Origin of the sequence: Thioalkalivibrio sp. ALE10 (genome assembly GCF_000381385.1) — a bacterium.
In the GTDB taxonomy this organism is placed as follows: Bacteria; Pseudomonadota; Gammaproteobacteria; order Ectothiorhodospirales; family Ectothiorhodospiraceae; genus Thioalkalivibrio.
This window is the reverse complement of the sequence record NZ_KB906451.1, coordinates 417,332-439,786: the sequence shown is the minus strand read 5'-3', so window position 1 is coordinate 439,786 and position 22,455 is coordinate 417,332. Positions and strand designations below refer to the sequence as shown.

Below are 22,455 nucleotides of genomic sequence, written 5' to 3'. Positions count from 1 at the left end.
TGCAGCGCAAGCCGACTCACCCTGGCGAAATGCTGAGAGAGGATTTCCTGCCGGACTATGGCTTGACAGTTGCGGGGTTGGCGGAGTCTCTGGGCGTTTCGCGCCAGTCAGTCAATGAATTGCTTCGTGAGCGCCGTGCTGTCAGTCCCGAAATGGCGCTTCGGCTTGCTCGTTTGTTTGGTAACTCTCCGGAATTCTGGCTGAATGCACAGCGATCTGTTGATCTTTGGGCTGCAGGCCAGTCGGTCAAGGAAGAAGTGAAACGCATCAAGCCGCTAGATGCTGCATAACAAGGCCACGGAGCGCGACGCGGGTGCTGTCGCACCCGCGCGGCTCATGGCTGGCGTTATCTCGCATAGACCCTGCTGTGCGTCGTATCCCGCGGATTTACAGGAGGTATGAACTACATGGACACCACCCGTCTGTCATTTCCCGAGGCCACCGGTCTCAGGCGGTACGACGCCGAACTGGCCTCCTGCCTGGCCGATCACTCCACCCTGGTCTACAAGGGCCACCGCGAGATCGTTACAACCCTCACCGCCGCTGGCTACGACCGGGTCGTCATCTTCCGCGACGGCGGCACCAACGCCTATCTGGAGCGCTGCGGTTCAACGCCGGGGGAGGGCGGCCGACGCTGGGTGCTGGCGTGGCGGGGCACCGAGGCCGACTATCAGGACATCATCGCCAGGGAAGTCGGCGAACAGGACCGACTCGTGGTCACCGGACACAGCCTCGGCGGCGCACTGGCCCAGCTCGCTGCCTTCTACCTCCACCGCGACCTGTTCGGCGACGGCGGCCAGCTCGCGGCCGTCTACACCTTCGGCTCTCCCAGAGTGTTCGGCGCCGAGCAGGCCAGGCACCTGGAGCGCGCATCGCCTTACCCCCATTTCCGGATCGTCAACGGCGCCGACCTGGTGCCCCGGGTGCCGCCGGTGGTGATCGGGTTCCGACACACCGGCTGCAACGTCTACATCGAGCGCAACGGCGATATCCGCAAGGCCCCGTCCTGGTGGCGCGTCTTCAAGGATGTCGGCTGGCGTCAGGCGGTCCTGGTCGGCCTCACGCTGCTGCTGGTATGGGGCGGCCTCACCGGACTGGAGGCGCTCGGCATGGTGACCCTGCCATGGTACGCGAAGGGCATCGTCATGGCCGTGCTCGCCATCGCCGCGGCGCAACTGCTGCCGAAGCCGCTGCGCCTGTTCCCCGGCAAGACCCGCGCCCGCTGGCGCCTCGTCAGCGACCATTTCATGGAGGCGTATGCGCGTGGGGTGCGGGAGGGGCGGGTGATCGGGTAGTTCTACTGCGGGGACTCTTGAGCCCGGCTGTTCCTTCCGTCGGATACCTTGTTTGCCTTCAGGCGAGGTTGTACTCTTTAATGTACATTAAAATGTACAAAGCGTTTCCATGTCAAGGGTTCGAGTCGATGAAGATATCCGTCCTCTGTCTGAATTTCGTGCAGGGGTGGCCACATTCATAAAGCAGCTCCATGAAACCCGTCGTCCTATGGTGCTGACACAAAGAGGTCGTGGCGTTGCAGTACTGGTGGATGTTCACGAGTACGAGAAGATGCAAGAACGTCTGGAAATGCTAGAAGAAGTGTACAAGGCGGAAGAACAAATAGCTTCCGGGGATGGTACGGAGCATGAAGATGCGAAGCGGCGGGTTTTGAATGGGCTGACCCAATGAAGATCGTCTGGTCCCCGCTTGCGCTGGAGCGTGTCGAGGACATAGCGCGGTATACTTCAGAAGATAGTCCGGATGCTGCGGTACGGTGGGTTGATGATTTATTTGCCGCAGTAGAGCGGTTATCTGATTTCCCCAAAAGTGGACGCATGGTTCCCGAGGTGGGATCACCTCGTATAAGGGAGCTGATATTTGGGGCGTACCGGGTGATTTATAGCATCAAGGATCAATTTGATATTCTGACTGTGCGTCGCAGTAGTCAGATATTGCGTATGTCCGACCTTGATGATGACGAAACATAACCACCGGCTACACAGCGACCGATTGTCCGCCGCTTCTTGGCTCCAATCCGGCGCGTGACCCGATCAACACCCACGTCAGGAACAGCCTGGAGAGCGGCGAGCTGTCCGCCGAGGCAACTATTAAGGAAAACTTAATGGTTCGTCAGGAAGGGGCGCGCCAGGTGCGGCGCAAGGTGAGTGTCTACAGCCTGCCGATGATCCTGGCCGTCGGCTACCGGGTGCGTTCCCCCCGGGGCACCCAGTTTCGCCAGTGGGCCACTGCCCATATGGAGGAGTACCTGGTCAAGGGCTTCGTCATGGACGACCAGCGCCTGAAGGATCCCGGCGGCGCAGAGACGAGGCACCGGAGGCCGATGCCGAGGACTTGCAGGAGCTGGAGGCGCTGGAGGAGCGGATCAGGAAGGAGGGCAAGCCATGAATGCTGCCTCCTCTGCCATGCGGCTGGGGGCCATGGGCCTTGTAGACCGCGGTCGGCACCACGCAGATCGCTCATGTGCTGGTGTCGCGGTTCGGCATCTTCGTCATCGAGACGAAGAACATGCGGGGGCTGGATCTTCGGCGGTGAGCTTCAGGCCCAGTGGACCCGGAAGATCTACCGGCGGTCGTTCCGGCTTCAGAACCCGTTGCGCCAGACCCGACGGGCGTACGTGGAGGGTTTGCGGGAGCGTCACGCGGCGCTGGTGGCACCCGGTTGTCCGCAATGTGGCAGCGCTTGATGTCTTGACGTTTTGATGTCTTGACGCTAAAACCTCTTGGTGTGGTTGTGTGGAGGAGCTCCATGAGCGAGACACCGAAACGTTCGACGGTTTATTTCGATCCTCAGTTGCATGCGGCGCTGCGGCTGAAGGCTGCGCATACAAATCGTTCCTTGTCGGATATCGTCAACGAGGCGGTTCGTGCAGCATTGGCCGAGGATCAGGAAGATCTGGCGGCGTTCGAGGAGCGCGTCTCCGAGCCAACCATGAGCTATGAGGCCTTGCTCGATGATTTGAAGGCTCATGGAAAAATATAGGCTTGTATTCAAGAAGTCCGTTGCCAAAGACCTTCGTTCAATCCCGAACAAAGATGTGGCTCGCATTCTTCAGCGCATGGAGGCGCTGCAGGATCATCCCCGTCCGGTCGGCAGTGAAAAGCTCTCGGGACAGGAGCGCTATCGCATCCGGCAAGGCGTGTACCGAATCATTTACGAAGTGGTGGATGACCTCCTGGTCGTGACGGTTGTGAAGGTCGGTCATCGTAAGCAGGTCTACAGACGCAGCTGAGCCGCCCTGGAAATAACTGAGCCAGCTGTTATTGAGAGTCTGGCATGCCGTTCAGGGCGGCTTTGCGGTCGGGGGCTCTGGGGGGGCTATGCAGTGTTTCGAACGGGCGTTGGCGGGGCTGGCACTGATCGGTTTGCTGGTTGTTAGCCTGGCAGGATGTCACCCGAACACCGAACCTGCCAGTACCGGCGGTGAGAGGGTAGCCGGTACCGAGGGCATCGATTGCGGCGACCATCTGCCGCTGAGTTATTCGCCCGATGGGCAATGGTCGGCGTTCTGGCTGTGGACCAATCGCGGTGAAAATGCCCCTCCCGAGCATCGGCTGGCCTTGCTCGATCTGGACACTGGCATCCGCCATCTGCCGGAACCCGATGGGCGCGACAGCAGCGGCGACGCGGCAACCGCCGCACCGCGAATCGACAAGCTTTGCTGGAGTCGTGATGGACAACGCCTGCTGACCGGTGTGTTGCCTCCCGACGCCAACGAGGCGACGCCCGTGCAGCAGTCCTTCGCGTCGTTGAAAGTGACACCGCGTGGCCAGCAACGACCGGCTGTGGTTCACGCAATCGACCTTGACCGGCCCGATCGAATGGAACTTGCCGATACCGCTGCATGTGGTGCCGAAGACATCGGTCACTGGCGATTTCAGGCGCCGTATTCGTATTGGGATGACTGGACCCAACTGGGCAAGGTGCAAGTCAAGAAGGTGGATCCGCGCCTGATCAGGCTGGAACTATCGGGTGGCCGCGTGCTGGGTGAACACCGACCCGTTCGCTGGAGTACGCGCTCGCTGATGGTATCCGATCACGCCTGGTCACCCGATCAGACGCAGCTTGCCTACGTGGTTCGCGAGTTGCGTGGAAGCTGGGGTGGGCTGTCGCATGCCTGGCTGACGGCTGTCGACGCCGAGCCCGTGCAACTGCTCAGCGGCGCCGTCTACGCCATGCAATGGCGCAATGACCAGGAACTGCATCTGTGTCTGAGGCGACCCGGGAAAGCAGAGTCGGCGGTCTTCGCCTGGCAATCTCCCTTCGACTAGCTCCGGACGCTGTTGGCTCCCATGTGATTCGAGTACCCCCAAGGTAAAAGCCAGTATCCTCATGGTAAGGAACCGGCTACTGCGGTCTCACTTGTACGGCCCTGGCCGCAAGACATCTGGGGGCTGGCCTGTTTCCGACCGTGGAGAAGGATGATACCCGTGATTTCGGCATTGATTCTTTTCTTGTGGGGGGGTGTCTGGTGGGTCGCGCAGAGGTGACGACGGGGCCAGCCCGGGGGCGCGCGGGTGCGCCCGGATGGAGTGCGTTTGCGGTAGCGAGCGGGGCAATCCTGCTCCTCGTGGCGCTGCCTCCGGCCGAAATCTGGGGTCGGTGGGGATGGGGTGTCGTTGTTCTGGTCGCCTGCGCCTGGGGGCTTGCTCTGGCGAATGCCTGGCAGGGCCGGCGATTGGCCCCCGCTCTGACGAACCCTCCGCGAGCGCGGCTGCTGGTGGCCGTCGGGCTGGCCGGTTTTCTGCTCACGGGGCTTTTCTGGGTCCGGGCCGCGCTGGGGATCCCCGCGGGGTGGCTGGGCGACCTGGGCCTGAAAATGGGGACGCTTTTCGGAGGATGGCCATGGCCGGCCCTGCTGCTGGCGGGGCTTGTGGGGCTCATGTTGCGTCCCCGGGGCTCCGGTGGTCCTGCTCTGCTCGGCGTGGCGCTGGTCGCGGGTACTCTCGGCTGGGGCGCGCATTTCCCGGTGGCGGACGCGGTGCGGTCGAGTTCGAACGCCGGGACTGGCGAGGTTCGTCGGGCACTCGAGGAGCCCCTTGCCACCCGGGCGGGGCTCGCGGCGTTGGGTGTTCTCGGTCAGCCCCGATCTCTCGAAGTGCGCCCCAACGGGCTTTATCTGGGCCCCGACGAGATACGAACGCTGGAGTTGCACGGGCGGACGTTCCCGGGCACTCGTTCGAACCTGTCGCGACCGGGCCAGGGGAGCCGCGTGCGTGTCACGGACGCCTCGGTCGTGGAGGTCGTGCGAGCGCCCGAGGGGGATCGCTGGGCGCTGAGGTCTCGCGCGCCCGGCGCCAGTGCCGTGGAGATCCGTGCGGGCGCGGCCACGCAGTGGATCGGCGTTCGTGTTTCGGATGAAGACGAGGCGGATTCCACGCCTGTCGATGTGACCGATCAGGTGACCTTTGAAGTCGGGGGCACTCGCGAACCGGGGCCGTCCGGTGGCTTTGCGCTTCGTCAGACCGTCCGGATGACCAACCACTCCGACATGGCGCTGGTCGGCCTCCTCCATCTGGTCATCGGTTTCTCCGCCGAGGCCGAGCCCGTACTGGTGGGGGCAGGACGAGTCAGGCACCCGGAGGTACGGTCGGTCTTCGGTTCCGACTGGCGGGTCTCGGTGGCGGAGATCTTTCCCGGGCCGGACGGGCTACGCCCCATCGTGCCCGCGCTGGCTCCGGGCGCAAGCTCGGAGCTGGAACTTCGCGTGGTGGCGCCGCTGGATCCCGATGCGCCGGATGTCGAACTGCGCGTGTTCGGAAGCATTCGGACGCCTTGAAGGGGGGGTGAATCAGCAACGTGCTTGATGCTGTGCTGCCTTGGCGCCAGAACACCGTTGGGCCTTAGCATGTCTGCAAGTGCAGCTGACCCGCCCAGGCAATAGGAATTGCTTCCGTACTCATGGCTGATACCCGTTACATCACCGCCAACCGTCTGACCGAAGAGTCGCAGGCGATCCAGAGGCGCGGGCGCAACCTGGTGCTGCTCCTGGGGTTGCCGCTGGCGCTCGGGGCGTTCTTCGTGCATCCGCTGGTGGGGCTGGTGACACTGGCGGGGCCTGATGCCTCGAGCGTTCGCGCCACACTCGCCGGGCGCACGTGGAGGGTCTGCGGGAGCGCCACTCGGCGCCCGCGGCACCCGTTTGTCCGAAATGCGGCAGTCCGATGGTGAAACGAAAAGCGCGCCAGGGTGCCAGCGCCGGCCAGGAGTTCTGGGGCTGCTCGCAATATCCCGCGTGCCGCGGGACCAGGGCCCTGCAATAGGGCCGACGCGTCAAGGTGCGCGGTTGATCGCGGGCGGGTGGGGGCGCCCGTCTGTGGGCTATCCTCCAGTTAAGAGAACCGGTCACGGCCGGCATGCCACGCGTCGGTGTCGCAGGCAGAGGGTTATGTTGGAGTCCGGTCCGCCGACTTTGTGGGGCCGGGTGTATCGGGGGCGTCGCCGTTGCAGCCCTGCGTGCTGAGCGACGTCGTTCTGTCGCGGGGAAGGGATCTCTGGGGCGCAGGGAGGGGATGCGAGATGGATCTGAAGATACGTGCGGCAGAGATCGGGGATGCGCGGCGACTGGCGGAGCTCATGGACTTCGCAGGCGAGGGGATTCCGATTTATCTGTGGCGGGAGTCCGCCGGTCCGGAGGGGGATCCCCTGGAGTTCGGGGCGCGCACCGTAAGCGGGACAGACGGCGGCTTCAGTTACGTGAATGCCCATGTGGCCGAGATCGGGGACGAGGTCGTCGGGATGCTGCTCGGGTACCGTCTGCCCGATCCGCACGACGTCGAGCCGTTGAGCGAGGCCCCGGTCGTGGTGCGTCCGTTGCTGGAGCTGGAGGCGCTGGCCCCGGGGTCCTGGTACGTGAACGCCGTGGCGGCCGATCCGGCCTGGCGCGGCCGCGGCGTGGGAAGCGCACTGATGCAGCGCGCGGAGGACGTGGCGGCCGCGACCGGTGCGGAGGTGCTCAGCCTGATCGTGGCGGAAGAAAACCGGGGTGCACGGCGGCTTTACGAACGGCTCGGTTATGCCGACGTGGCGCGCAGGCCGCTGTTCCCCTGGCCCGGTTGTCGGCATTCCGGCCACTGGGTCCTGATGACGAAGCCAGTCCCGGGAAGTGCCGGGCCTGTCTAGCCGGGCTGCGAGGGGGAGGTTTTCCACTCGTTCGCGAAGCGCGGCAGGGCGTCGAGGTAGACCTGGCAGGAGCTGGATCCCAGCTCGCCGCGCCTGCAGAGGTTGTTGATCCGGGTAAAACCGATGGCATCGATCAGCAGCGCGGTTTCGAGGGTCGAGCGATCGGAATCGGCCCAGCCCTGCAGCATGCGGACGCTGTCTTCGTCGAAATCCCAGTGCTGCGCGATGGCGACGGAGGCGTTTCGTGCGAGGCTTTCCAGCTCGTCGATGAACCCGGATGACACGGTGGGAACCTCGAGGGTGTCCAGGTTGCGCAGCAGAACCATGAGTCCGCTGCTGTGAGTCAGGGCCGAGAGATGGAGCGCGAACCCTTCGACCCCGCCGCCGATGTGCCGGGCGCCGACCTTCACGTTCATGGCGGTTTGCAGCGTCTCCGGCCAGATCTGCCGCAGGCCTTCCGAGTTGAGGCGACGATCCTGCCCGAATTGAGCGATGGGACTGATGATGGCGGCGGCTACCACTTCGCGCATGCCCCGGTTGCCCAGAATCGTCACGGCCTGCTCGATGCTCACAATCTCCTTGCGGTTCGGTCGTACGGACGGACTGTTGACGACCTTGAGCATGTTGCCGGCCAGAACGGGATCGCTTTCGACCATCTTCGCGATCTCTTTCGATCCGTATTGCTCGGGATCGCGCAGGGTGGCCATGAGTCGGGGCGCGATCCGGGGAAGCCGCGGCACCCTGGCGGTGAATGCGGTGGGATCCTCCATGAGCCGCTCTCGATGCTCGCGCAGCCAGGCGCGCTCCTCGGGGCCGGGCGAGCCTTCGGACTGGTGTCGGGTGGCGAACAGTCCGGCGCAGTACCGTGAGGAGAGTTCCCGTTCCGAGAGGAGCGGTTCCGTGCCGTCGCCTCCTCGCACTGCGTCGCTGCTGGCAGTGCCTTCGCGGGCGTCCGACTTCGGTGCGCGGCCGGGGGCCGGCTGGCTGTTGTCTCTCGCGCGAGCGAACCATCGCCGAAGCCGGGAGAGCATCATGGGTGGGGCGTCCTTGTATGCGGTGTATGGCTTGCGACGACCGGGCCAGGGGTGGGCCCGCGGCTGCCGTCGGGTGACCGCTGTTCGGCTATGACGGGGGTGAAAGGTAACCTGCGGAAAAGGTGAAGTAAACGGAGGGCGGAACGTGTGGCCGGCGAGGACACCTGCCGAAGGTGTCGGATCATCGGCCGATGCCCACCGCGTGCAAGAGAAGCAGCGCATCCGGGTTGCCGAACTGAGGCAATCCCCGGGCGCACGATGTGTATCGATCACTTTGCCGTTCACCCCCGGACAAGACAGGCGGACCGCGAAACCGGGCAGGTGTCACTTAGCAACCGCCATGAGGGTCCTCCCACCCCCAGCGTCTGCACCAGCGGCATGGCCGGCATAATCAACCCGATAGTCCCCGATGTGGCAGGGTCCCCGTCAAAGTCGGGATTCCACCGGCTGCGAGTGCGGAGGACTGGCACGGGGTAATGCCGGCGGATGCAGTCGGTTGTCTTGCTCCGCCCCGGGCCTGCGTCGAGTTCCCCTGTCTGGGAGGTGCTGCGGGGCCACATAATGGGCGTCAGGTGGTTCCGGCAGTTCGACACGGGGCCGCGCCCACTGCAAGGAGTGGAAGTATGTTCAAGAGGGTCCTGGTCCTCGGCCACATCAGCGGCATCCGCATCCAGATCCACGTGAGCTGGGTGTTCATCCTGCTGTTGCTGCTGACGGCCATGAGCACCGGCTTCCACTACCAGTTTCCGGAGTGGACCCTGCCGATGGTGGTGGGCACCGCGGCGGTGACGGCCCTGCTGTTCTTCGTGTCCATCCTGGCTCATGAGCTGGGCCACAGCGTGGTGGCCATCCGGCGGGGCGTTCCGGTGGAGTCCATCACCTTGTTCATCTTCGGCGGGCTGGCCCAGATGGGCGGGGATGCCGAGCGCGCGGACGACGAGTTCTGGATCGCGATCGCCGGGCCGGCGGTCAGTGTGGCCCTGGCGTTGATCTTCGGGGGGCTCGCGCTGGTCACCGCCGGCTGGTACGAACCGGTGTCGGTGGTCATGGGCTGGCTGGCGTTCATCAATCTGGTGGTGGCGATATTCAATCTCATCCCCGGTTTTCCGCTGGACGGGGGGCGGGTGTTCCGCGCGCTGGTGTGGAAGTTCACCGGCGACCCGCGCAGGGCGGTGGATGCCGCCGTCTGGGGCGGTCGGATGGTGGCGTATCTCCTGTTCGGCTTCGGCTTCTGGAACCTCCTGGTGATCGGCAACCTGATCGGCGGCGTCTGGATCATGCTGATCGCCTGGTTCCTGCTGACCATGGCCGAAGGGCAGGGGCGGATGTACGAGATGCGCGAGCGGCTGGTGGATGTGCAGGCGCGGGATCTGGCGGATCCGGAGCCGCCTTTCGTCAGTCCGGATGCATCCATCCAGGAGTGGATCGACCAGGGCGTTCTACCGGGCGGGTGCCGTTCGTTCCTGGTCGGCGAGCCGGAGCGGGTGCAGGGGCTGGTGACCCTGAGTGACAGCCGCAAGGTGCCGCGGGAGCAGTGGGTGACCACCCGGATCGCCGATATCATGACCCCCGCGGATTCGCTGAGCTATGTCGGGCCGGATACGCAGGCCGAGGACATCCTGCGGCTCATGAGTGAGCACAACCTCAACCAGATCCCGGTGCTGGAGGAATCCGGCCGGGCCATCGGATGGATCGACCGCCAGAAGCTCCTGTGCACCATCGAAATCCACATGGAGGTCAAGCGCTAGCAACCCGCGCGTCACGGAGTGGCCATAGGGGGCGACTGCAAAGGGGTACGCCACGCCCTGTTACAGGGCCGACGGGTTAAAGTGCGCGGTTGATCCCGGACGTTGGCAGGCTGGGGCATCCATGGCAGACACTCGCTACGTCACTGCAAACCGGCTGACTGAAGAGTCGCAGGCGATCCAGAGGCGCGGGCGCACCCTGGCGCTGTTTCTGGGGTTGCCGGTGGCGCTGGGGGCGTTCTTCGTGCATCCGCTGGTGGGGCTGGTGACGCTGGCGGGGGTGGTCGTGCTGGTGGGCCTGGTGGGCGGCAGCGCGGTGATCGAGGCGGGGGCGCGAGGGGAGGATGCGGCGCTGGAGTATCTGGCGGAGCTGCCGGACTCATTTACGATCTTCAATCAGGTGGACCTGCCGGACGAGCGTTCGCGCACGGGTGTGGCGGAGGCGGATCTGGTGGTGGCGGGGCCGGAGGCGCTGTTCGTGATCGAGGTGAAGCACAACAGCGGGGCCATCGACTGCGACGAGCAGGCCTCGCAGTGGACGGTGAGCAAGACCGGGCGGCGCGGCAGCCGTTACACCAAGCAGATGCGCAACCCGGTGCGGCAGGTGAAGAAGCAGGTGTGGCTGCTGAGCGAGTACCTCAAGGGCCGCAAGGCCAAGCGCTGGATCCAGCCGATCGTGCTGTTCACGCACCCGGAGGTGTCGCTGGGGCGTTCGGACGACCTGTCGGTCCCGGTGCTGACGGGGCCGGAGCTGGTGGACTACATCCGCCGCTTCCGCCCGGAGCGCCCGCGCCCGGTGAAGGAGAACACGGTCCGGGCCATCGCGGCGCTGAAGGGCTGAAGCCGGGCGGGACCGGGGCCCGGGCAGGGCTGTCCGATCCCGCGCGGGCGGTTATTCCTCGCCCGGTTCTAGCAGGTGAACGTCCGGGGCCTCAGCGGGCGACCGGGACGCGGTCCCAGTACTGCATGGCCGAGAACTCGCCCTCGAGGCGGAACCCGTCGCTGGCACCCAGGTCGTCCAGCGGGGTGGCCGTGCCCTCGACGTCCAGATGGCCGTGGAACGCGCCGTCCGGGGTGGAGGAATCCAGCCGGACCTCTCCGCTCAGGCCCTGGCCGACGGTCAGGAAGGCGATGTCGCCGGCTTCGCTGACATCCCCCACCAGCAGGTGCGCGGCCAGCTGGCCCTCGGCCTCGGCGCTGTGCGGGTCGGCGGCGACCTCCAGAGTGTCAGTGTCATCGGGGATGCCCGCACCCACCCGGGTGAAGATCATGCAGGCGGTGGTCTCCAGCTCCGGCAGGAGGCCCTCCACCACCAGGACGAATCCGTCGCCCTGCTGCGGGTCCTCCTGGCCGCCCCAGGCCGCCTGCCCGAGCAGTGGACCCGAGTGGGCCCCTTCCACCATGGCGCCGTCGAAGGTCGCGTTCTCGTCCAGCATCGAAGCCAGCTCGTCGCGGGGAATGTCGTCGGGCAGAGGGGGGCAGGCATCCAGCATCTCCGCCAGCACCGGCGGGGTCCGCAGGTATTCGAAGGCGGCCGCGCTGGCGCGTGGGTACTCCTGCAGGGCGGCGTAATCCGGTGCGTCGGCGTCGTCGCTGAATTCGGTGACCTCGATCCGGTAGGCGATGCCCGAGGCCTGGCCGGGTGACTGGTCTTCTTCCAGTGCCCAGTCCTGGGCCTCCATGGTTTCCAGGGTGTCGGCCGAGGTATGGAAGCCCTGAAGCTGCAGGCCGGCCGGCATGCCAAGCGGTTCCAGGGCCTCGCCGAGGGTGTGGAGGTAATGGGCCTCGAGGCCGTCCGGGACGCTGGGTCCGATGGCCATGCGGAACATCCCGGGGCTCAGCTGCAGCAACGCCGACGAGAAGGGCTCGTCCTCGTACACCCACACCGTTCCGTGGTTTACGGAGAACAGGGCCTCTTCATCGTCGCTGTCGAGGTTGGTCATCTCGGTGACCGCGGCCAGGCGGTAGCCCTGTGCCGTCTCCCCGGCGATCTCGCGCGTCTCGCCGGTTTCGGCCACGTGTACGCGATATTCTTCTACGCGCCGCTGGTTGTCGAACATGTCCTGGAACGTGTGCGGCGGCTCCACCTGTTCGCCTTCGAACACCGGCAGCAGAACCCCCAGCTCCTGCTCCTTGCGATACAACTCGCCATCCAGGGCGGGGCCGGTGAACAGGTCCTCGCGCCCGCCGAGGCCGGAACGGTAGTCCTCGTCGGGATGGATGCGGGTGATCTCCGGGCCCTGGGTCACCGTCCAGCGGATCTCGTCGCCCTGGATGTCGGTCAGGACGCCGTAGCGGTAGTGATCGCCCCCGCCGTCGAGGACGAGGGGTTCGAGCTGGATCGGCGACTCATCCGCCGAAGCGGTGAACGCGGGGATCGCCAGTGCGGGCAGGCCGAGGGCCAGCACCAGCGAACGGCTGCGGAAACGGGTCTTCGCGGGCATCGAACATCTCCTGGATCCGGACGGTCCTGTTGCATGCTCAACAGACTCAATATGGCACCGTCCGCGGAGATGCACCCCCTCCAAACGAGGGGGTATGCCGGTATCAGTTGCTGAAGAGGGCCTCCAGCTCGTCCTCGCGGCTGCGCACCGCCTCCATGTCCTGCTCGGGCACGTCGGGCGCGACGTTGTGCAGCATCTCGCGCTGCTGCTCCAGGGCGTCGCGCATGGTCGCCTTCTGTTCCGCCGGCATGTCCGGATCGTCCTCGATGCGCTGCAGGCTTTCGTCCAGCTCGCGCTCCATTTCCGGGAGCCGGCGCTCCATCTCCAGCGCATGCCGGGCGTTGAAGATCTGCGAGCCGATCTCGGTCAGTTCGTGGCTGCTGTCGAAGCCGTGACGCGCGGCGATCTCCTCCACCTCCTGCTCCATGCGCGCCACCTCTTCGATGGCCTGGCGGACCTCCGCCATCGAGGCTTCGTCGTCCTGCGCGCCCATCGCCGGTTCCTGCACCTCGGGTTGTTGCGCGCTCCACTCGTTGAGTTCCTGGGTCGCCGCCAGCCAGCGGTCGATCGTGTCGCCGTCCAGCGCGTGCGCGGGCGCGGCCAGCAGCGGCAGGAAAAGCGCGAGCATCAGCAACGGTTTCGTGAAGCCCTTCATGGCAAGTCCTCGGTTCGCGGGGTTCGGTTTTCGGAGTGTACGGCGCCATCGTCGCGCCATGCCAGCAGGTCCGTCATCGCGCGCAGGAGCTGCCACTGGCCGATGAGCCCGACGCCATGCGGGTCGATGTGGGAGAAGCCGTCGATGCGGTGCAGGTCGGTGTCGCCGATGGCACGGGCGAGGTGCGTGCTTTCGGTATGCGGGATCATCCTGTCGTCCCGGCCGTGGATGAGGAGGGCGCGGCCGGAAAGATGCGAGAGATCGTGCTCGGCGAGGGACCAGGACTCGATGGCTTCCCGCGCGCCGGCCGGCAGGTCATCCAGCAGCTGCGGTACCCGCTCGTGGTTATCGTTCAGGATCAGCGCCAGCAGGCTTCGGCCCTCCTCGCCGAGCGGGTCGCTCAGGTCGTCGATGGGGACCTCGGGGTCGGCGGCGCGCCGGCGGGCGATTTCGTCGAGTAGCGCGCGGTCCGCGCGGTCATCGAGCACATGCAGGTTGCCGCGCAGGAAGAACCACTTCGCCAGCGGATCGGGCGTGCGTTTCTGCCACCGGCTGGAGTCGGGTTCCCGGTAGGCCCCGGTGGTGGCGAAGGTGACGACGTTTTCGGTGTCGTAGTAGCCGCCGATCCCGACCAGGAAGTCGATGGCTCCCTTCCCCTCCGGCTTGAGTGTGGCCAGCACGGCCAGGCCCACGGCGTAGGAGATGGCGGCCACCCCCACGTTCTGGTCGTCGGGAGCGTGTTCCGGCTCCAGGCGGGCGAGCAGGGCGGCGGCGTCGGCGATGGCCGCGGCATCCTCGCTGCGCACTCGGAGCGCTCGTGAGCCCTGCAGGTCGGGAACCAGCACCAGAAACCGCGCCCGCGCCAGCGTATGGGCGAGCTGCACCAGCCGCGGGTCGTCCTTGCCCTGTGGCGTGAAGCCCGGTACCAGGACGATGCGCGCGCCCACCTCCTGTCGGGGATGGTACAGGTCGGCCGCGATGTCACCTTCGTCCGTCGTGAGCGACAGCGTTTCGCGCGCGGGCTCGGGGGTGCGCTCCTTCAGCGCGCTCGGCCCCGCGCCGGCCTCGATGTCCTGGAGCACGCGCATGGCCTCCCAGCTCTGCGCGGCGATCCAGCCCGCGAACATCACCAGGCCCAGCAACAGCACAGCCGCGATGCGAAGCATGCCCTTCTCCCGTCAGTCCGGACTTGCTGCCTCGGGAGTATGGGGCAATCGACGCGTTGCCGCCCGGGGGTGACGAGTCCGTAAACGTTCACGTCGCCGGCCGGATGCGTCCCTGGGCGTCCTTGCCGCCGTCAGTCCCGCTTGCGGAATTGGGATGGTATAAGATAACGTTTCGTTAATCGGGATGCGGGACCCCTGCAGCTCCCGCGTCTCGCGTGACGCACCGCTCCCTGTCTGGCGTGGGCTTCTATCTCCCTCGCATCGGTTTCCCTCGCCGGGTCCGAGTGTCGTCTGCGCCCCAAAAAAGAAACGATATAACGTTATCTTTGTGCTCAGGTTCGAGGCCAATAATGAAAACATCCCACCCGATTTTCGCGCCGTTACTGACCGGCTCCTTCATGCTTGCTTTTCCGGCCGTGGCGCAGACGGAAGATGATCACGAGACCGCATCGACGCCCTCCATTGAGCCGGTGGTGGTAACGGCAACCCGTTCCGCCATCCGCAAGGAAGAAGCTCCCTCGGGTTACACCGAGGTCACGCGTGACGATGTGGAACGCAAGCCGGCCACGTCCCTGGCGGATCTGCTGGGCGATCTGCCGGGCGTTGCCGTGGATAACGAGCGGGACGGGCGTAGTCAGATTCGGATCCGCGGGTTCGAACCATCGCAGACGCTGATGCTCGTCAATGGTCGCCGGATCAACAACACCGATGCGCTGGTGGGCCACAGTAATTTCCGCCTGACACAGCTCCCGACGGCAGCCATTGAGCGCCTCGAGGTGGTGCGCGGGCCCCTGTCCTCTCTGTACGGGGCGGATGCCCTTGGTGGCGTGGTCAATGCGATCATTCGTCCGCCGGAGGATGAATGGACCGGGCGAGTCCGGACACGTGTCGGTGTCACGGATCCCCGCCCGGGCGGCGAAGAGCGCAATCTTTCGCTGTACACCGCCGGTCCGCTGGGAGAGCGCACGGGTGCGCTGCTGAGCCTCGATTTCCTGAACCGGAACGCTTCTCGCAATCCCGATGAGGAGGGCGTGGATGAGATCGAGGGTCGGGAAGCGGTTACCGGGTATGGCAGTCTTTTCCACCGGCCGGCTGCGGGCCACGAGATCGAGGTGTTCTTCAACGTCGCTGATGACCAGCGTCGTGCGAATCTGGGCGAGGACGGCGAACGTCGGCTGGACCTCCTTCGCTACAGCGCCGGGATCCGTTACGACGTGGAAATCGGTCCATGGGATGCCCGCTTCGACGCATACCGCTCCCGAAGCGAGAGCGAGTCGCGGCATGTGGATCGGGAAGACGAGCACACCGACGATGTCATCGACGTGAGCGCCTCCCGTCACTGGGGGCAAGGACAGGAAGTCACGGCGGGCGCCGATTATCGGCGCGAGAGTTTCTGGCGCGAGCGCGGGGGTGAACGCGAATTCGGCGACACGGTAACCCACCGCGGTGCGTTTGTGCAGAACCGCAGCTACCTGCTGGAAGACCGACTGATTGTCACGCTGGGTACGCGCTTCGACGACCACACCAATTACACCGGTGAGATCACCCCGAGTGCCGGCGTGGTCTACAACTTCACCGACACTACGCGGGTGAAGGCGGATTACGGCCGCGGCTTCAGTGCGCCGGACCTGCGTCGCTCGACGGATACCTTTGAGGGTGGCCCCCCTATCCCGACCCTCGTAATCATCGGCAATGAGGACCTGGAGCCCGAACGCAGTGACAGTTACAGCCTGGGTTTCGAGCACGATGACGGCCAGCGCGAGTTCGGCGTGACCCTGTTTCGTAACGAGATCGAGGACCTCATCAATACCCGCTGCATCGAAAACTGCGACTTCCGGACCCCGGCTAATCCCGAGGTTCGACAGTATCAGAACGTCGACAGCGCATTGACTCAGGGCGTGGAGCTTGAGGCCGGGTACCGGTTCGGCGAGTCCGGCATCGTCCGCGCCAACTACACGTATCTGGACACCGAGGACCGGGACACAGGCAAGACCCTGGAAAACCGGCCACGGCAGCGTTTCAACCTCCTCACCGAGGCGGCTGTCTGGCCCGGGGCCACTGCAAACCTGCGCGCTGAATACATCGGTTCCCAGCGGCGGGGGAGTGAGCGCACGCGCGACTACACGCTGTTCCACCTGGGCATGAGTCAGGAACTGGCCGACGGGTTTTCGGTGCAGGCGGGTATCGAGAACGTCACCGATCAGCGGCTGGGGGATATCGACGAGGCCTTCAGCCGTGAGATCCGCGGTCGCTTCTACTACGTCTCTGCCAGTTGGGAGTTTTGACCATGAGGATCCTTCGAGGAGACCTGGCCCGGTGGTCGCGCTCTCTTGCGTTCCTCATCCTGGCGGGTGTCGCGTCGGCGGCAGCCGCAGATACACCCCGCATGCTGCTCCTTGGCAATGAAACCGTGCGCCCCGGGGTGCTTCAGGAGTTCGAACATATCGGCGAGGAGCAGGGCATCCATGTGGATACGGGTCGGGTTGAGGACCTGGAGGCCGAGCCGGATCCCGGTCGGGTGCATGACCGGGATTTGGCGATCGTCTTTGCCCCGAGCCACGCGATCGCCAACCCGGACCATGTCGCCGCGTTGCGGGAGGCCCTCGCGGACGCCGGTACGCCAGTGGTTGTCGTCCATCGCGGTCAGGCGGATGCCGACGGCCTTGATGACGATACAGCCAGACGCATCGCTGCGTACCTGACCGAGGGCGGTGCGCGCAACTTCGAACACGCCTTTGCCTACCTGGACGCGGCGGTATTCGGTCGCCACGCCGAAGCCGTGCCCGATCCCGTGCGATACCCGGACCGGGGGATTTACCACCCGGACTACGAGGGTCTGGTGTTCGAGGATCTGGACGAGTACGAGGCTTGGCGCGGGGATTTTGGTGAGCGGCCCGTGATTGGTATCGCGATCCACGACAGCCACGTGCGCCATACCCTCACGGACTGGATCGACACCACCGTCGAGCTGATCGAAGCCGAGGGAGGCGTGGCCCTGCCGTTTTTTAGTCCGGTGAATGACGCCGAGGGCATGCAGCCGTTGGTGGCTCGGGAGGGCGAACCGGCCATCGACGCGTTGCTGTTCTACCGGGTCATGCTCAACCCGGATGACCGCCGCGAGGACTTTGCTTCCCTGGGCGTGCCAGTACTGCAGGGCCTGATTTACCGGGATGGCTCCGAGGCCGACTGGCGGGGCGATGACGTGGGCTTTCCCCGCGGCAGCACGCCGTTCTACTTTTCCATGGCGGAAATGGCAGGGGCCACCGATCCGACCGTGGTCGCCGCGGAACGCTCCGGCGACCAGCAGGTGGTGGCGATCCGCCCGGAGCTGGATGCACTTGTGCAGCGGGCCTTCAACGCGGTGGATCTGCAGCGCAAGCCCAACGCCGACAAGCGCCTGGGTGTGTACATCTACAACTATCCGACTGGCGAGACCAATTTCTCCGCCTCCAACATGAACGTCCCGGAGAGTCTGGCAGCCACTCTCGCGGACTTGGCCGATTCCGGTTACACCGTGGATGCCGTCGACGCTGATCAAATCAGTGAGGCCGGGAAACGCCTGGTGGGGGCCTACTATCGGGATGCGGATCTGCAAGCGCTGGTCGACGATGACCTGGCCGAGTTGTACCCGGTGAGTGCCTACCGCGAATGGCTGGCGACGCGAGGCGAGGCGTTGCGTGCGCGGGTAAAGGAGGAGTGGGGCGAGCCGGAAGCTGCGCCCACCGTCGTCGAGCACGAAGGTGAGCCGCACTTTGTCGTCCCGCGGCTGGAGATAGGCCACATGGCGGTGCTGCCGCAGCCGCCCCGGGCCATGCCGGGTGACCCGGAACGAGAAGGGAAGTACCACGATACCGACCTTCCCTTCAGCCACGATTACCTGGCCAGCTACGCCTGGCTGCACCAGGGCCACGAGGCCGATGCCCTGGTGCACTTCGGCACGCATGGCTCGGCGGAGTACGGGGTGGGCAAGAGCCGCGGTCTGGCCCTGGAGGACGATCCTCACGCGGTGGTTGGCGAACTTCCTCATGTCTACCCCTACATCGTCGACAACCTGGCCGAGGCCACGATCGCCAAACGGCGGACGCGGGCGACCATGGTGTCGCATCAGACACCGCCCTTCGCCCCGGCGGCGCTGTATCACGAGCTGGTCGACCTCCATGATCTGATCCACGACTGGGAGGAACTGGACGACGGGCGCACCCGCGAGCGGGTGGAAGAGCAGATCGTCGAGGCCAGTCGCGAGCTGGACATGCACAAGGATCTCGGCTTTGGTGACGAAGAGCTGGCCAGCCGTTTCCACGATTACGTGCACGCCGCCCACGATTACATCCACGAGCTGGCGCAACAGAGCGAGCCCATTGGCCTGCACACCTTCGGGCGTCCCGCGGACGATGAGCATCTGCTGTCGACCGTCATGCAGATGCTGGGGGAGGACTACCACAAGGCGACGACGGTGGATCCCGAGGAGCTTTTCGCGGGGGATTTCGAGACCGCGGTGGTGGAGTCCGAGCCGTATCGTCTGCTGAAGAAGCATCTGCTGGACGGGAGCCCGCTCGAAGATGCGGACTCCGATGTGACGGAATATCTGGAGCACGGGCAGGTCCACCTCGATGCCCTGCGCGAGGCTGGCGGCGAGACCGAGGGACTGATTAACGCCCTGAACGGAGTTTTCGTCGAACCATCGGTGGGTGGAGACCCCCTGCGCAACCCGGATTCGCTGCCCACAGGGCGCAATCTCTATGGCTTTGATCCGTCACGGGTGCCGACCCGTGCAGCGTACGAGACCGGCGCCGAGCTCATGGAGGGGCTGATCCGCGATCACAAGGAGGAGCACGGGGAACCGCCGGAACGTCTGGCGTTTACGCTCTGGTCGATGGAGGTGATGCGCCACCACGGTGTGGTCGAGGGTCAGGTGATGAAAGCGCTGGGCGTCGAGCCGGTCTGGAACGACCGTGGTCGCCTGGAGGGCTACGAGGTCATTCCCCGGGATGAACTCGATCGTCCTCGGGTCGACGTGGTCCTGCAGGCCAGCGGGCTCTACCGCGATGCCTTCGCCGGTACCCTCGAGCTGCTGTCCCGTGCCGCCGCCGAGGTGGCCGGACGTGAAGAACCGGATAACCCCGTCCACGCGATGACCCGTACGCTTGCGGAGCTACTGGAAGGCACCGATCTGGACGCCGACGCGGTACAACGCCTGAGCCGTACCCGTGCCTTCTCTGCGGACATTGGTCAGTATGGTACCGGTCTGGAAGGCGCCGTGGCCGATGTGGACGCCTGGTCCGAGGGCGAGACCCTGGATGAGGATTACATGGGTCGGGTTTTCCTGGACCGTCTGGAACACGCGTACGGACCGGACCCCGACCACTGGGGCGAGACCGTACCGGGGATCAACCTGTTCGAGCGACAGCTCGGGAGCGTGGATGCAGCGGTCTTCGCCCGCAGTTCCAACGTCTTCGGGCTACTCTCGTCCGACGACCCGTTCCAGTATCTGGGCGGACTTTCCCTGGGGGTGCAGACGGCCGGTGGCGAGCGGCCGGAACTCTATATCAGCAATCTGCGCGACCCGGTGGACGCCAGGATGGAGCGGGCGGATCAGTTCCTCTCGCGGGAGATCCGCACGCGCTATCACCACCCGCGCTGGTTGCAGAGCATGGTGGACGAAGGCTACTCCGGCACGACCACGCTCCAGGACACGGTGGAGAACCTGTGGGGCTGGCAGGCGACCGCGCCGGAGATGGTGCGTGACGACCAGTGGGATCGTTTTTTCGACATCTACGTAAATGACGCCTACGAACTGGGGCTCGAGGAGTGGTTCGAACAGCACAATCCGGAGGCGCTGACCCGTATCACCGAACGCATGCTGGACGCGGCGCGGACCGGCCACTGGACGCCGGACGAGGCCGTACTGGAAACCCTGGTGGAGCAGCATCAGGAGTGGACTGGCGAGCATGGAGAAACGGGGACCAGCGAGGATCGCGACGCCTATGTGGCCGAAACGGCGGCCGGCTTTGGCATGAATACCGTGGCGGTTCCGGATGCCGATGCCAGCGGAGCGAGCGACCCCGTAACCGTCAGCGGTAGTGTCATGGAGCCGGTGGCGGAACCGGAGCCGGAAGCAGAGTCCGGCGCACCTCCGTGGCAGGTCCTCGTGTACATCGCAATGCTCGTCTTGCTCTTCCTGGCGGGTGTGGTCCACCAGGCTCTGCGCGGGCGCCGATCATCCACCGGATCCCAACATCGAACGGGAGCGGAATCATGACTGCACTGGAAATGGCCATGTACGAGCTGGGACGCCTGTTTCTCGTCCCGGTGCTGCTCATCATCATGGCGCTGTTTGCGTACGCCTTTTATGCACTGGGCGCCTTCGCGTTCGAAGCCTGGCAGCGGCGCAGGGATGTCGCACCCTGTCCCCTGCAGGATTATCGGAACCGGTTCGGGAGTGCCGACAGCGAGGAACTGGAGCTGGTGGTCCTGCGTCAACTGGAGCCCTTGCGGGTGGTCTCGCGGACGGCACCCATGCTCGGACTGGTGGCCACCATGATCCCGCTCGGGCCCGCACTGCTGGCCCTGGGTGACGGGGATCTGGCCACCGTCGGTGAACAACTCGTGGTGGCCTTCGCGGCGGTGATCCTTGCACTCATCACCGCCTCGATCACCTTCTGGGTGCTGACCGTCCGGCGCCGCTGGCTGCTTACCGCTCTCAAGCAGGTCGAACGGCAGGAGACGGTCACATGAGCCGATTCCTGGATTCCGAGGAAGAGGCCGATCCCATCCTTTCCGTCGTCAACATCGTTGACGTGTTCCTGGTGATCATCGTGGTGTTGCTGATCATGGTCGCCCAGAGTGCCGCCAGTGAGATTCAGGACGTGGACTCAGCGGAGCAGGGTGAGGTGGTTCCGGAGACCATGGAGGAACTGGACCGCTACGAGAGCAGCGGCGAAATCGGTGAAGGACAGGGCGTGCGTGCCGGTACGACGTATCAGCTGGAAGACGGCACCATGGTCTTCGTGCCCGACGAAAACGAATGACATGCGGGCCAGGTCAGTGACCTCCGCCACACCGGCGGACTTCCGGCCCCGGGCGTGCAGGGCCCTGCAACCCCCTGCAACTCCCCGCTGCGATGTGAAGCATGCCCTGTTCCCGTCACTCCGGGGGCAGCCCCGCGTGGACAGGGCCGCGGACCCTTCTAGACTCCATGCAAGGCCTTGTGGTCTGGAAGCAAGCCCCGCTGGACGGGAAGGAGGCAGGTCATGCGCATCGCGAAGTCCGACGTGCCCGAGGTGTTCAGTGCCCCGGGGGCCGTCGCGCGTCAGGCCCTGGAGTTCGGCGACGCGTCCGGTTACACGGAGATGACGGGGGAGTATTTCTCGCTGGATGCGGGCACCGACATCACCCCGCTGCTCCACGGTTTGAAGGAGGATCTCTGCCAGTCACCCCACTGGGGTTACATGATTCAGGGCCGCCTGATCATGACCTACCGGGATGGTAACGAGGAGGCCACAGCCGCCGGGGATCTCTTCTACTGGCCTCCCGGGCACACCCTCCGGGTGGAAGAGGACGCCGAGATCATCCTCTTCAGCCCGCAGCACGAGCACTGCGAGACCCTGAACCATCTGAAGCAGCAGCTGGAAAACTGACTTTCCCTCACCGGGGCAGCCCGTCGAAGGGCCCCAGCGAGCCCCGGTGGTGGAAAGTGGCGAGCTCGTGGCCTTCTGCCTGTCTATCCTCGGGTTGAAGGCATGGATCCGCGTTTGCGTGACCCGGCCGCGGCGAGAGGGGCAGAACGATGACGATCAGCACTACATTGCAGGAATTTCTCGACGAGCGGGACGTGAATTATCAAGTCGTGGGGCATCCGCGTGCGGATTCCGCCAGCCGTACGGCCGAGGCCGCCCACGTACCCGGCGATGAACTGACCAAGGGTGTGCTGGTGGAGGACGCCGGCCATTACATGCTGGCGGTCCTGCCGGCCACGCGCCGGCTGCAGTTCGGCAAGCTGCACTACATGCTCGGGGAGCATGTGGGGCTGGCGACCGAAGAGGAGGTGCGGTCGGTGTTCCCGGACTGCGAACACGGGGCAGTGTCGGCGCTGGGTACCGCATGGGGGCTGGAGGTCCTCCTGGATGAATCGCTCGCGGCGCAGGACAGGATCTATGTGGAGGGGGGTGACCACGTCTCGCTGATTCGGCTGGACGGCCCGGCGTTTCGCAACCTGCTTGGTCATTGCCGCCACGGGGATTTCTCCCGGCATATCTGAGCCCGGCCGCGCTGCAG

At 65.2% G+C, this 22,455-nt stretch carries 21 protein-coding genes and 3 pseudogenes; 20 read left to right on the top strand and 4 right to left on the bottom strand.

The features are described from left to right. The 12 genes and pseudogenes from F788_RS13670 to F788_RS0106390 form a co-directional block, all read left to right on the top strand. Positions 1-290 (top strand): HigA family addiction module antitoxin (locus F788_RS13670; RefSeq protein WP_026332727.1); only part of this gene is annotated, 290 nt, incomplete at its 5' end. A gap of 108 nt (positions 291-398) precedes the next feature. Further along, positions 399-1,295 carry a lipase family protein gene (locus F788_RS0106420; protein WP_019589653.1) on the top strand — a complete coding sequence of 299 codons (897 nt, stop codon included), beginning with the start codon at positions 399-401 and terminating at the stop codon, positions 1,293-1,295. 109 nt (positions 1,296-1,404) lie between these two features. Next, positions 1,405-1,686, top strand: coding sequence for a type II toxin-antitoxin system Phd/YefM family antitoxin (locus tag F788_RS13665; protein WP_081622842.1), 282 nt, complete (start codon positions 1,405-1,407; stop codon positions 1,684-1,686). Continuing rightward, a complete protein-coding gene (locus F788_RS13660; RefSeq protein ID WP_081622841.1) occupies positions 1,683-1,985 on the top strand; it encodes a type II toxin-antitoxin system RelE/ParE family toxin in 303 nt (100 codons plus the stop codon). The genes F788_RS13665 and F788_RS13660 overlap by 4 nt, the downstream gene beginning before the upstream one ends. Further along, positions 1,982-2,305 (top strand): annotated as a pseudogene (gene rhuM, locus F788_RS14275) (RhuM family protein); the annotation flags it as partial. The gene F788_RS13660 and the pseudogene rhuM, both read left to right, overlap by 4 nt. A 143-nt stretch (positions 2,306-2,448) precedes the next feature. After that, positions 2,449-2,695 (top strand): annotated as a pseudogene (locus F788_RS13650) (nuclease-related domain-containing protein); the annotation flags it as partial. A gap of 68 nt (positions 2,696-2,763) precedes the next feature. Continuing rightward, the gene (locus F788_RS0106415) at positions 2,764-2,997 is read left to right on the top strand and encodes a glucose-6-phosphate isomerase (protein ID WP_018871046.1); all 234 of its coding nucleotides are present in this window, start codon (positions 2,764-2,766) and stop codon (positions 2,995-2,997) included. Beyond that, positions 2,984-3,247, top strand: coding sequence for a type II toxin-antitoxin system RelE/ParE family toxin (locus tag F788_RS0106410; RefSeq protein WP_026332726.1), 264 nt, complete (start codon positions 2,984-2,986; stop codon positions 3,245-3,247). The genes F788_RS0106415 and F788_RS0106410 overlap by 14 nt, the downstream gene beginning before the upstream one ends. 88 nt (positions 3,248-3,335) lie before the next feature. Beyond that, positions 3,336-4,286 carry a hypothetical protein gene (locus tag F788_RS14135; RefSeq protein ID WP_231372064.1) on the top strand — a complete coding sequence of 317 codons (951 nt, stop codon included), beginning with the start codon at positions 3,336-3,338 and terminating at the stop codon, positions 4,284-4,286. 449 nt (positions 4,287-4,735) lie between these two features. Beyond that, positions 4,736-5,794, top strand: coding sequence for a hypothetical protein (locus tag F788_RS0106400; protein WP_019589650.1), 1,059 nt, complete (start codon positions 4,736-4,738; stop codon positions 5,792-5,794). A gap of 286 nt (positions 5,795-6,080) precedes the next feature. Next, positions 6,081-6,278 (top strand): annotated as a pseudogene (locus F788_RS13645) (topoisomerase DNA-binding C4 zinc finger domain-containing protein); the annotation flags it as partial. 256 nt (positions 6,279-6,534) lie between these two features. After that, the gene (locus F788_RS0106390; RefSeq protein WP_019589648.1) at positions 6,535-7,137 is read left to right on the top strand and encodes a GNAT family N-acetyltransferase; all 603 of its coding nucleotides are present in this window, start codon (positions 6,535-6,537) and stop codon (positions 7,135-7,137) included. On the opposite strand, the gene F788_RS0106385 is transcribed toward F788_RS0106390, so the two are convergent. Then, entirely contained in the window at positions 7,134-8,171 is a 1,038-nt protein-coding gene (locus F788_RS0106385) for an HDOD domain-containing protein (protein ID WP_231372063.1), read from the bottom strand. The genes F788_RS0106390 and F788_RS0106385 overlap by 4 nt on opposite strands. Positions 8,172-8,794: 623 nt before the next feature. Here F788_RS0106385 and F788_RS0106380 point away from each other — a divergent pair. Both F788_RS0106380 and F788_RS0106375 read left to right on the top strand, forming a co-directional pair. Then, positions 8,795-9,919, top strand: a complete 1,125-nt coding sequence (locus F788_RS0106380; RefSeq protein WP_019589646.1) for a site-2 protease family protein — start codon at positions 8,795-8,797, stop codon at positions 9,917-9,919. 121 nt (positions 9,920-10,040) lie between these two features. After that, the gene (locus tag F788_RS0106375) at positions 10,041-10,757 is read left to right on the top strand and encodes a nuclease-related domain-containing protein (protein ID WP_019589645.1); all 717 of its coding nucleotides are present in this window, start codon (positions 10,041-10,043) and stop codon (positions 10,755-10,757) included. A gap of 91 nt (positions 10,758-10,848) precedes the next feature. Here F788_RS0106375 and F788_RS0106370 read toward each other — a convergent pair whose 3' ends face one another. The 3 genes from F788_RS0106370 to F788_RS0106360 all read right to left on the bottom strand — a co-directional run bounded on the left by F788_RS0106370 (position 10,849) and on the right by F788_RS0106360 (position 14,181). Continuing rightward, positions 10,849-12,360 (bottom strand): hypothetical protein, encoded by a 1,512-nt coding sequence (locus F788_RS0106370; RefSeq protein ID WP_019589644.1) that lies wholly within the window; start codon positions 12,358-12,360, stop codon positions 10,849-10,851. A 103-nt stretch (positions 12,361-12,463) separates the two neighbouring features. Then, positions 12,464-13,015 (bottom strand): hypothetical protein, encoded by a 552-nt coding sequence (locus F788_RS0106365; RefSeq protein WP_019589643.1) that lies wholly within the window; start codon positions 13,013-13,015, stop codon positions 12,464-12,466. After that, a complete protein-coding gene (locus tag F788_RS0106360) occupies positions 13,012-14,181 on the bottom strand; it encodes a S9 family peptidase (protein ID WP_019589642.1) in 1,170 nt (389 codons plus the stop codon). The genes F788_RS0106365 and F788_RS0106360 overlap by 4 nt, the downstream gene beginning before the upstream one ends. A gap of 398 nt (positions 14,182-14,579) precedes the next feature. Between F788_RS0106360 and F788_RS0106355 the strand changes: the two genes are divergently transcribed. The 6 genes from F788_RS0106355 (at position 14,580) to F788_RS0106330 (ending at position 22,438) form a co-directional block, all read left to right on the top strand. Beyond that, complete coding sequence (locus F788_RS0106355; RefSeq protein WP_019592931.1) at positions 14,580-16,466, top strand: TonB-dependent siderophore receptor; 1,887 nt, start codon at positions 14,580-14,582, stop codon at positions 16,464-16,466. Positions 16,467-16,468: 2 nt separating this feature from the next. After that, positions 16,469-20,440: a cobaltochelatase subunit CobN gene (gene cobN / locus F788_RS0106350; RefSeq protein ID WP_255349488.1), complete on the top strand. Its 3,972-nt coding sequence runs from the start codon at positions 16,469-16,471 to the stop codon at positions 20,438-20,440. Continuing rightward, entirely contained in the window at positions 20,437-20,916 is a 480-nt protein-coding gene (locus F788_RS0106345) for a MotA/TolQ/ExbB proton channel family protein (protein ID WP_018871031.1), read from the top strand. The genes cobN and F788_RS0106345 overlap by 4 nt, the downstream gene beginning before the upstream one ends. Continuing rightward, entirely contained in the window at positions 20,913-21,209 is a 297-nt protein-coding gene (locus F788_RS0106340; RefSeq protein WP_018871030.1) for a DUF2149 domain-containing protein, read from the top strand. The genes F788_RS0106345 and F788_RS0106340 overlap by 4 nt, the downstream gene beginning before the upstream one ends. Before the next feature lie 222 nt (positions 21,210-21,431). After that, complete coding sequence (locus F788_RS0106335; RefSeq protein WP_019589639.1) at positions 21,432-21,818, top strand: hypothetical protein; 387 nt, start codon at positions 21,432-21,434, stop codon at positions 21,816-21,818. A gap of 149 nt (positions 21,819-21,967) precedes the next feature. Continuing rightward, a complete protein-coding gene (locus F788_RS0106330; protein ID WP_026332725.1) occupies positions 21,968-22,438 on the top strand; it encodes an aminoacyl-tRNA deacylase in 471 nt (156 codons plus the stop codon). Positions 22,439-22,455: the final 17 nt, after the last annotated feature.

Excerpts from the sequence above, each read along its gene's own strand:
- F788_RS0106420 (WP_019589653.1), top strand. The coding sequence starts at position 399 with ATGAACTACATGGACACCACCCGTCTGTCATTTCCCGAGGCCACCGGT.
- F788_RS13665 (WP_081622842.1), top strand. The coding sequence starts at position 1,405 with ATGTCAAGGGTTCGAGTCGATGAAGATATCCGTCCTCTGTCTGAATTT.
- F788_RS13660 (WP_081622841.1), top strand. The coding sequence starts at position 1,683 with ATGAAGATCGTCTGGTCCCCGCTTGCGCTGGAGCGTGTCGAGGACATA.
- F788_RS0106415 (WP_018871046.1), top strand. The coding sequence starts at position 2,764 with ATGAGCGAGACACCGAAACGTTCGACGGTTTATTTCGATCCTCAGTTG.
- F788_RS0106410 (WP_026332726.1), top strand. The coding sequence starts at position 2,984 with ATGGAAAAATATAGGCTTGTATTCAAGAAGTCCGTTGCCAAAGACCTT.
- F788_RS14135 (WP_231372064.1), top strand. The coding sequence starts at position 3,336 with ATGCAGTGTTTCGAACGGGCGTTGGCGGGGCTGGCACTGATCGGTTTG.
- F788_RS0106390 (WP_019589648.1), top strand. The coding sequence starts at position 6,535 with ATGGATCTGAAGATACGTGCGGCAGAGATCGGGGATGCGCGGCGACTG.
- F788_RS0106385 (WP_231372063.1), bottom strand. The coding sequence starts at position 8,171 with ATGATGCTCTCCCGGCTTCGGCGATGGTTCGCTCGCGCGAGAGACAAC.
- F788_RS0106380 (WP_019589646.1), top strand. The coding sequence starts at position 8,795 with ATGTTCAAGAGGGTCCTGGTCCTCGGCCACATCAGCGGCATCCGCATC.
- F788_RS0106375 (WP_019589645.1), top strand. The coding sequence starts at position 10,041 with ATGGCAGACACTCGCTACGTCACTGCAAACCGGCTGACTGAAGAGTCG.
- F788_RS0106370 (WP_019589644.1), bottom strand. The coding sequence starts at position 12,360 with ATGCCCGCGAAGACCCGTTTCCGCAGCCGTTCGCTGGTGCTGGCCCTC.
- F788_RS0106365 (WP_019589643.1), bottom strand. The coding sequence starts at position 13,015 with ATGAAGGGCTTCACGAAACCGTTGCTGATGCTCGCGCTTTTCCTGCCG.
- F788_RS0106360 (WP_019589642.1), bottom strand. The coding sequence starts at position 14,181 with ATGCTTCGCATCGCGGCTGTGCTGTTGCTGGGCCTGGTGATGTTCGCG.
- F788_RS0106355 (WP_019592931.1), top strand. The coding sequence starts at position 14,580 with ATGCTTGCTTTTCCGGCCGTGGCGCAGACGGAAGATGATCACGAGACC.
- cobN (WP_255349488.1), top strand. The coding sequence starts at position 16,469 with ATGAGGATCCTTCGAGGAGACCTGGCCCGGTGGTCGCGCTCTCTTGCG.
- F788_RS0106345 (WP_018871031.1), top strand. The coding sequence starts at position 20,437 with ATGACTGCACTGGAAATGGCCATGTACGAGCTGGGACGCCTGTTTCTC.
- F788_RS0106340 (WP_018871030.1), top strand. The coding sequence starts at position 20,913 with ATGAGCCGATTCCTGGATTCCGAGGAAGAGGCCGATCCCATCCTTTCC.
- F788_RS0106335 (WP_019589639.1), top strand. The coding sequence starts at position 21,432 with ATGCGCATCGCGAAGTCCGACGTGCCCGAGGTGTTCAGTGCCCCGGGG.
- F788_RS0106330 (WP_026332725.1), top strand. The coding sequence starts at position 21,968 with ATGACGATCAGCACTACATTGCAGGAATTTCTCGACGAGCGGGACGTG.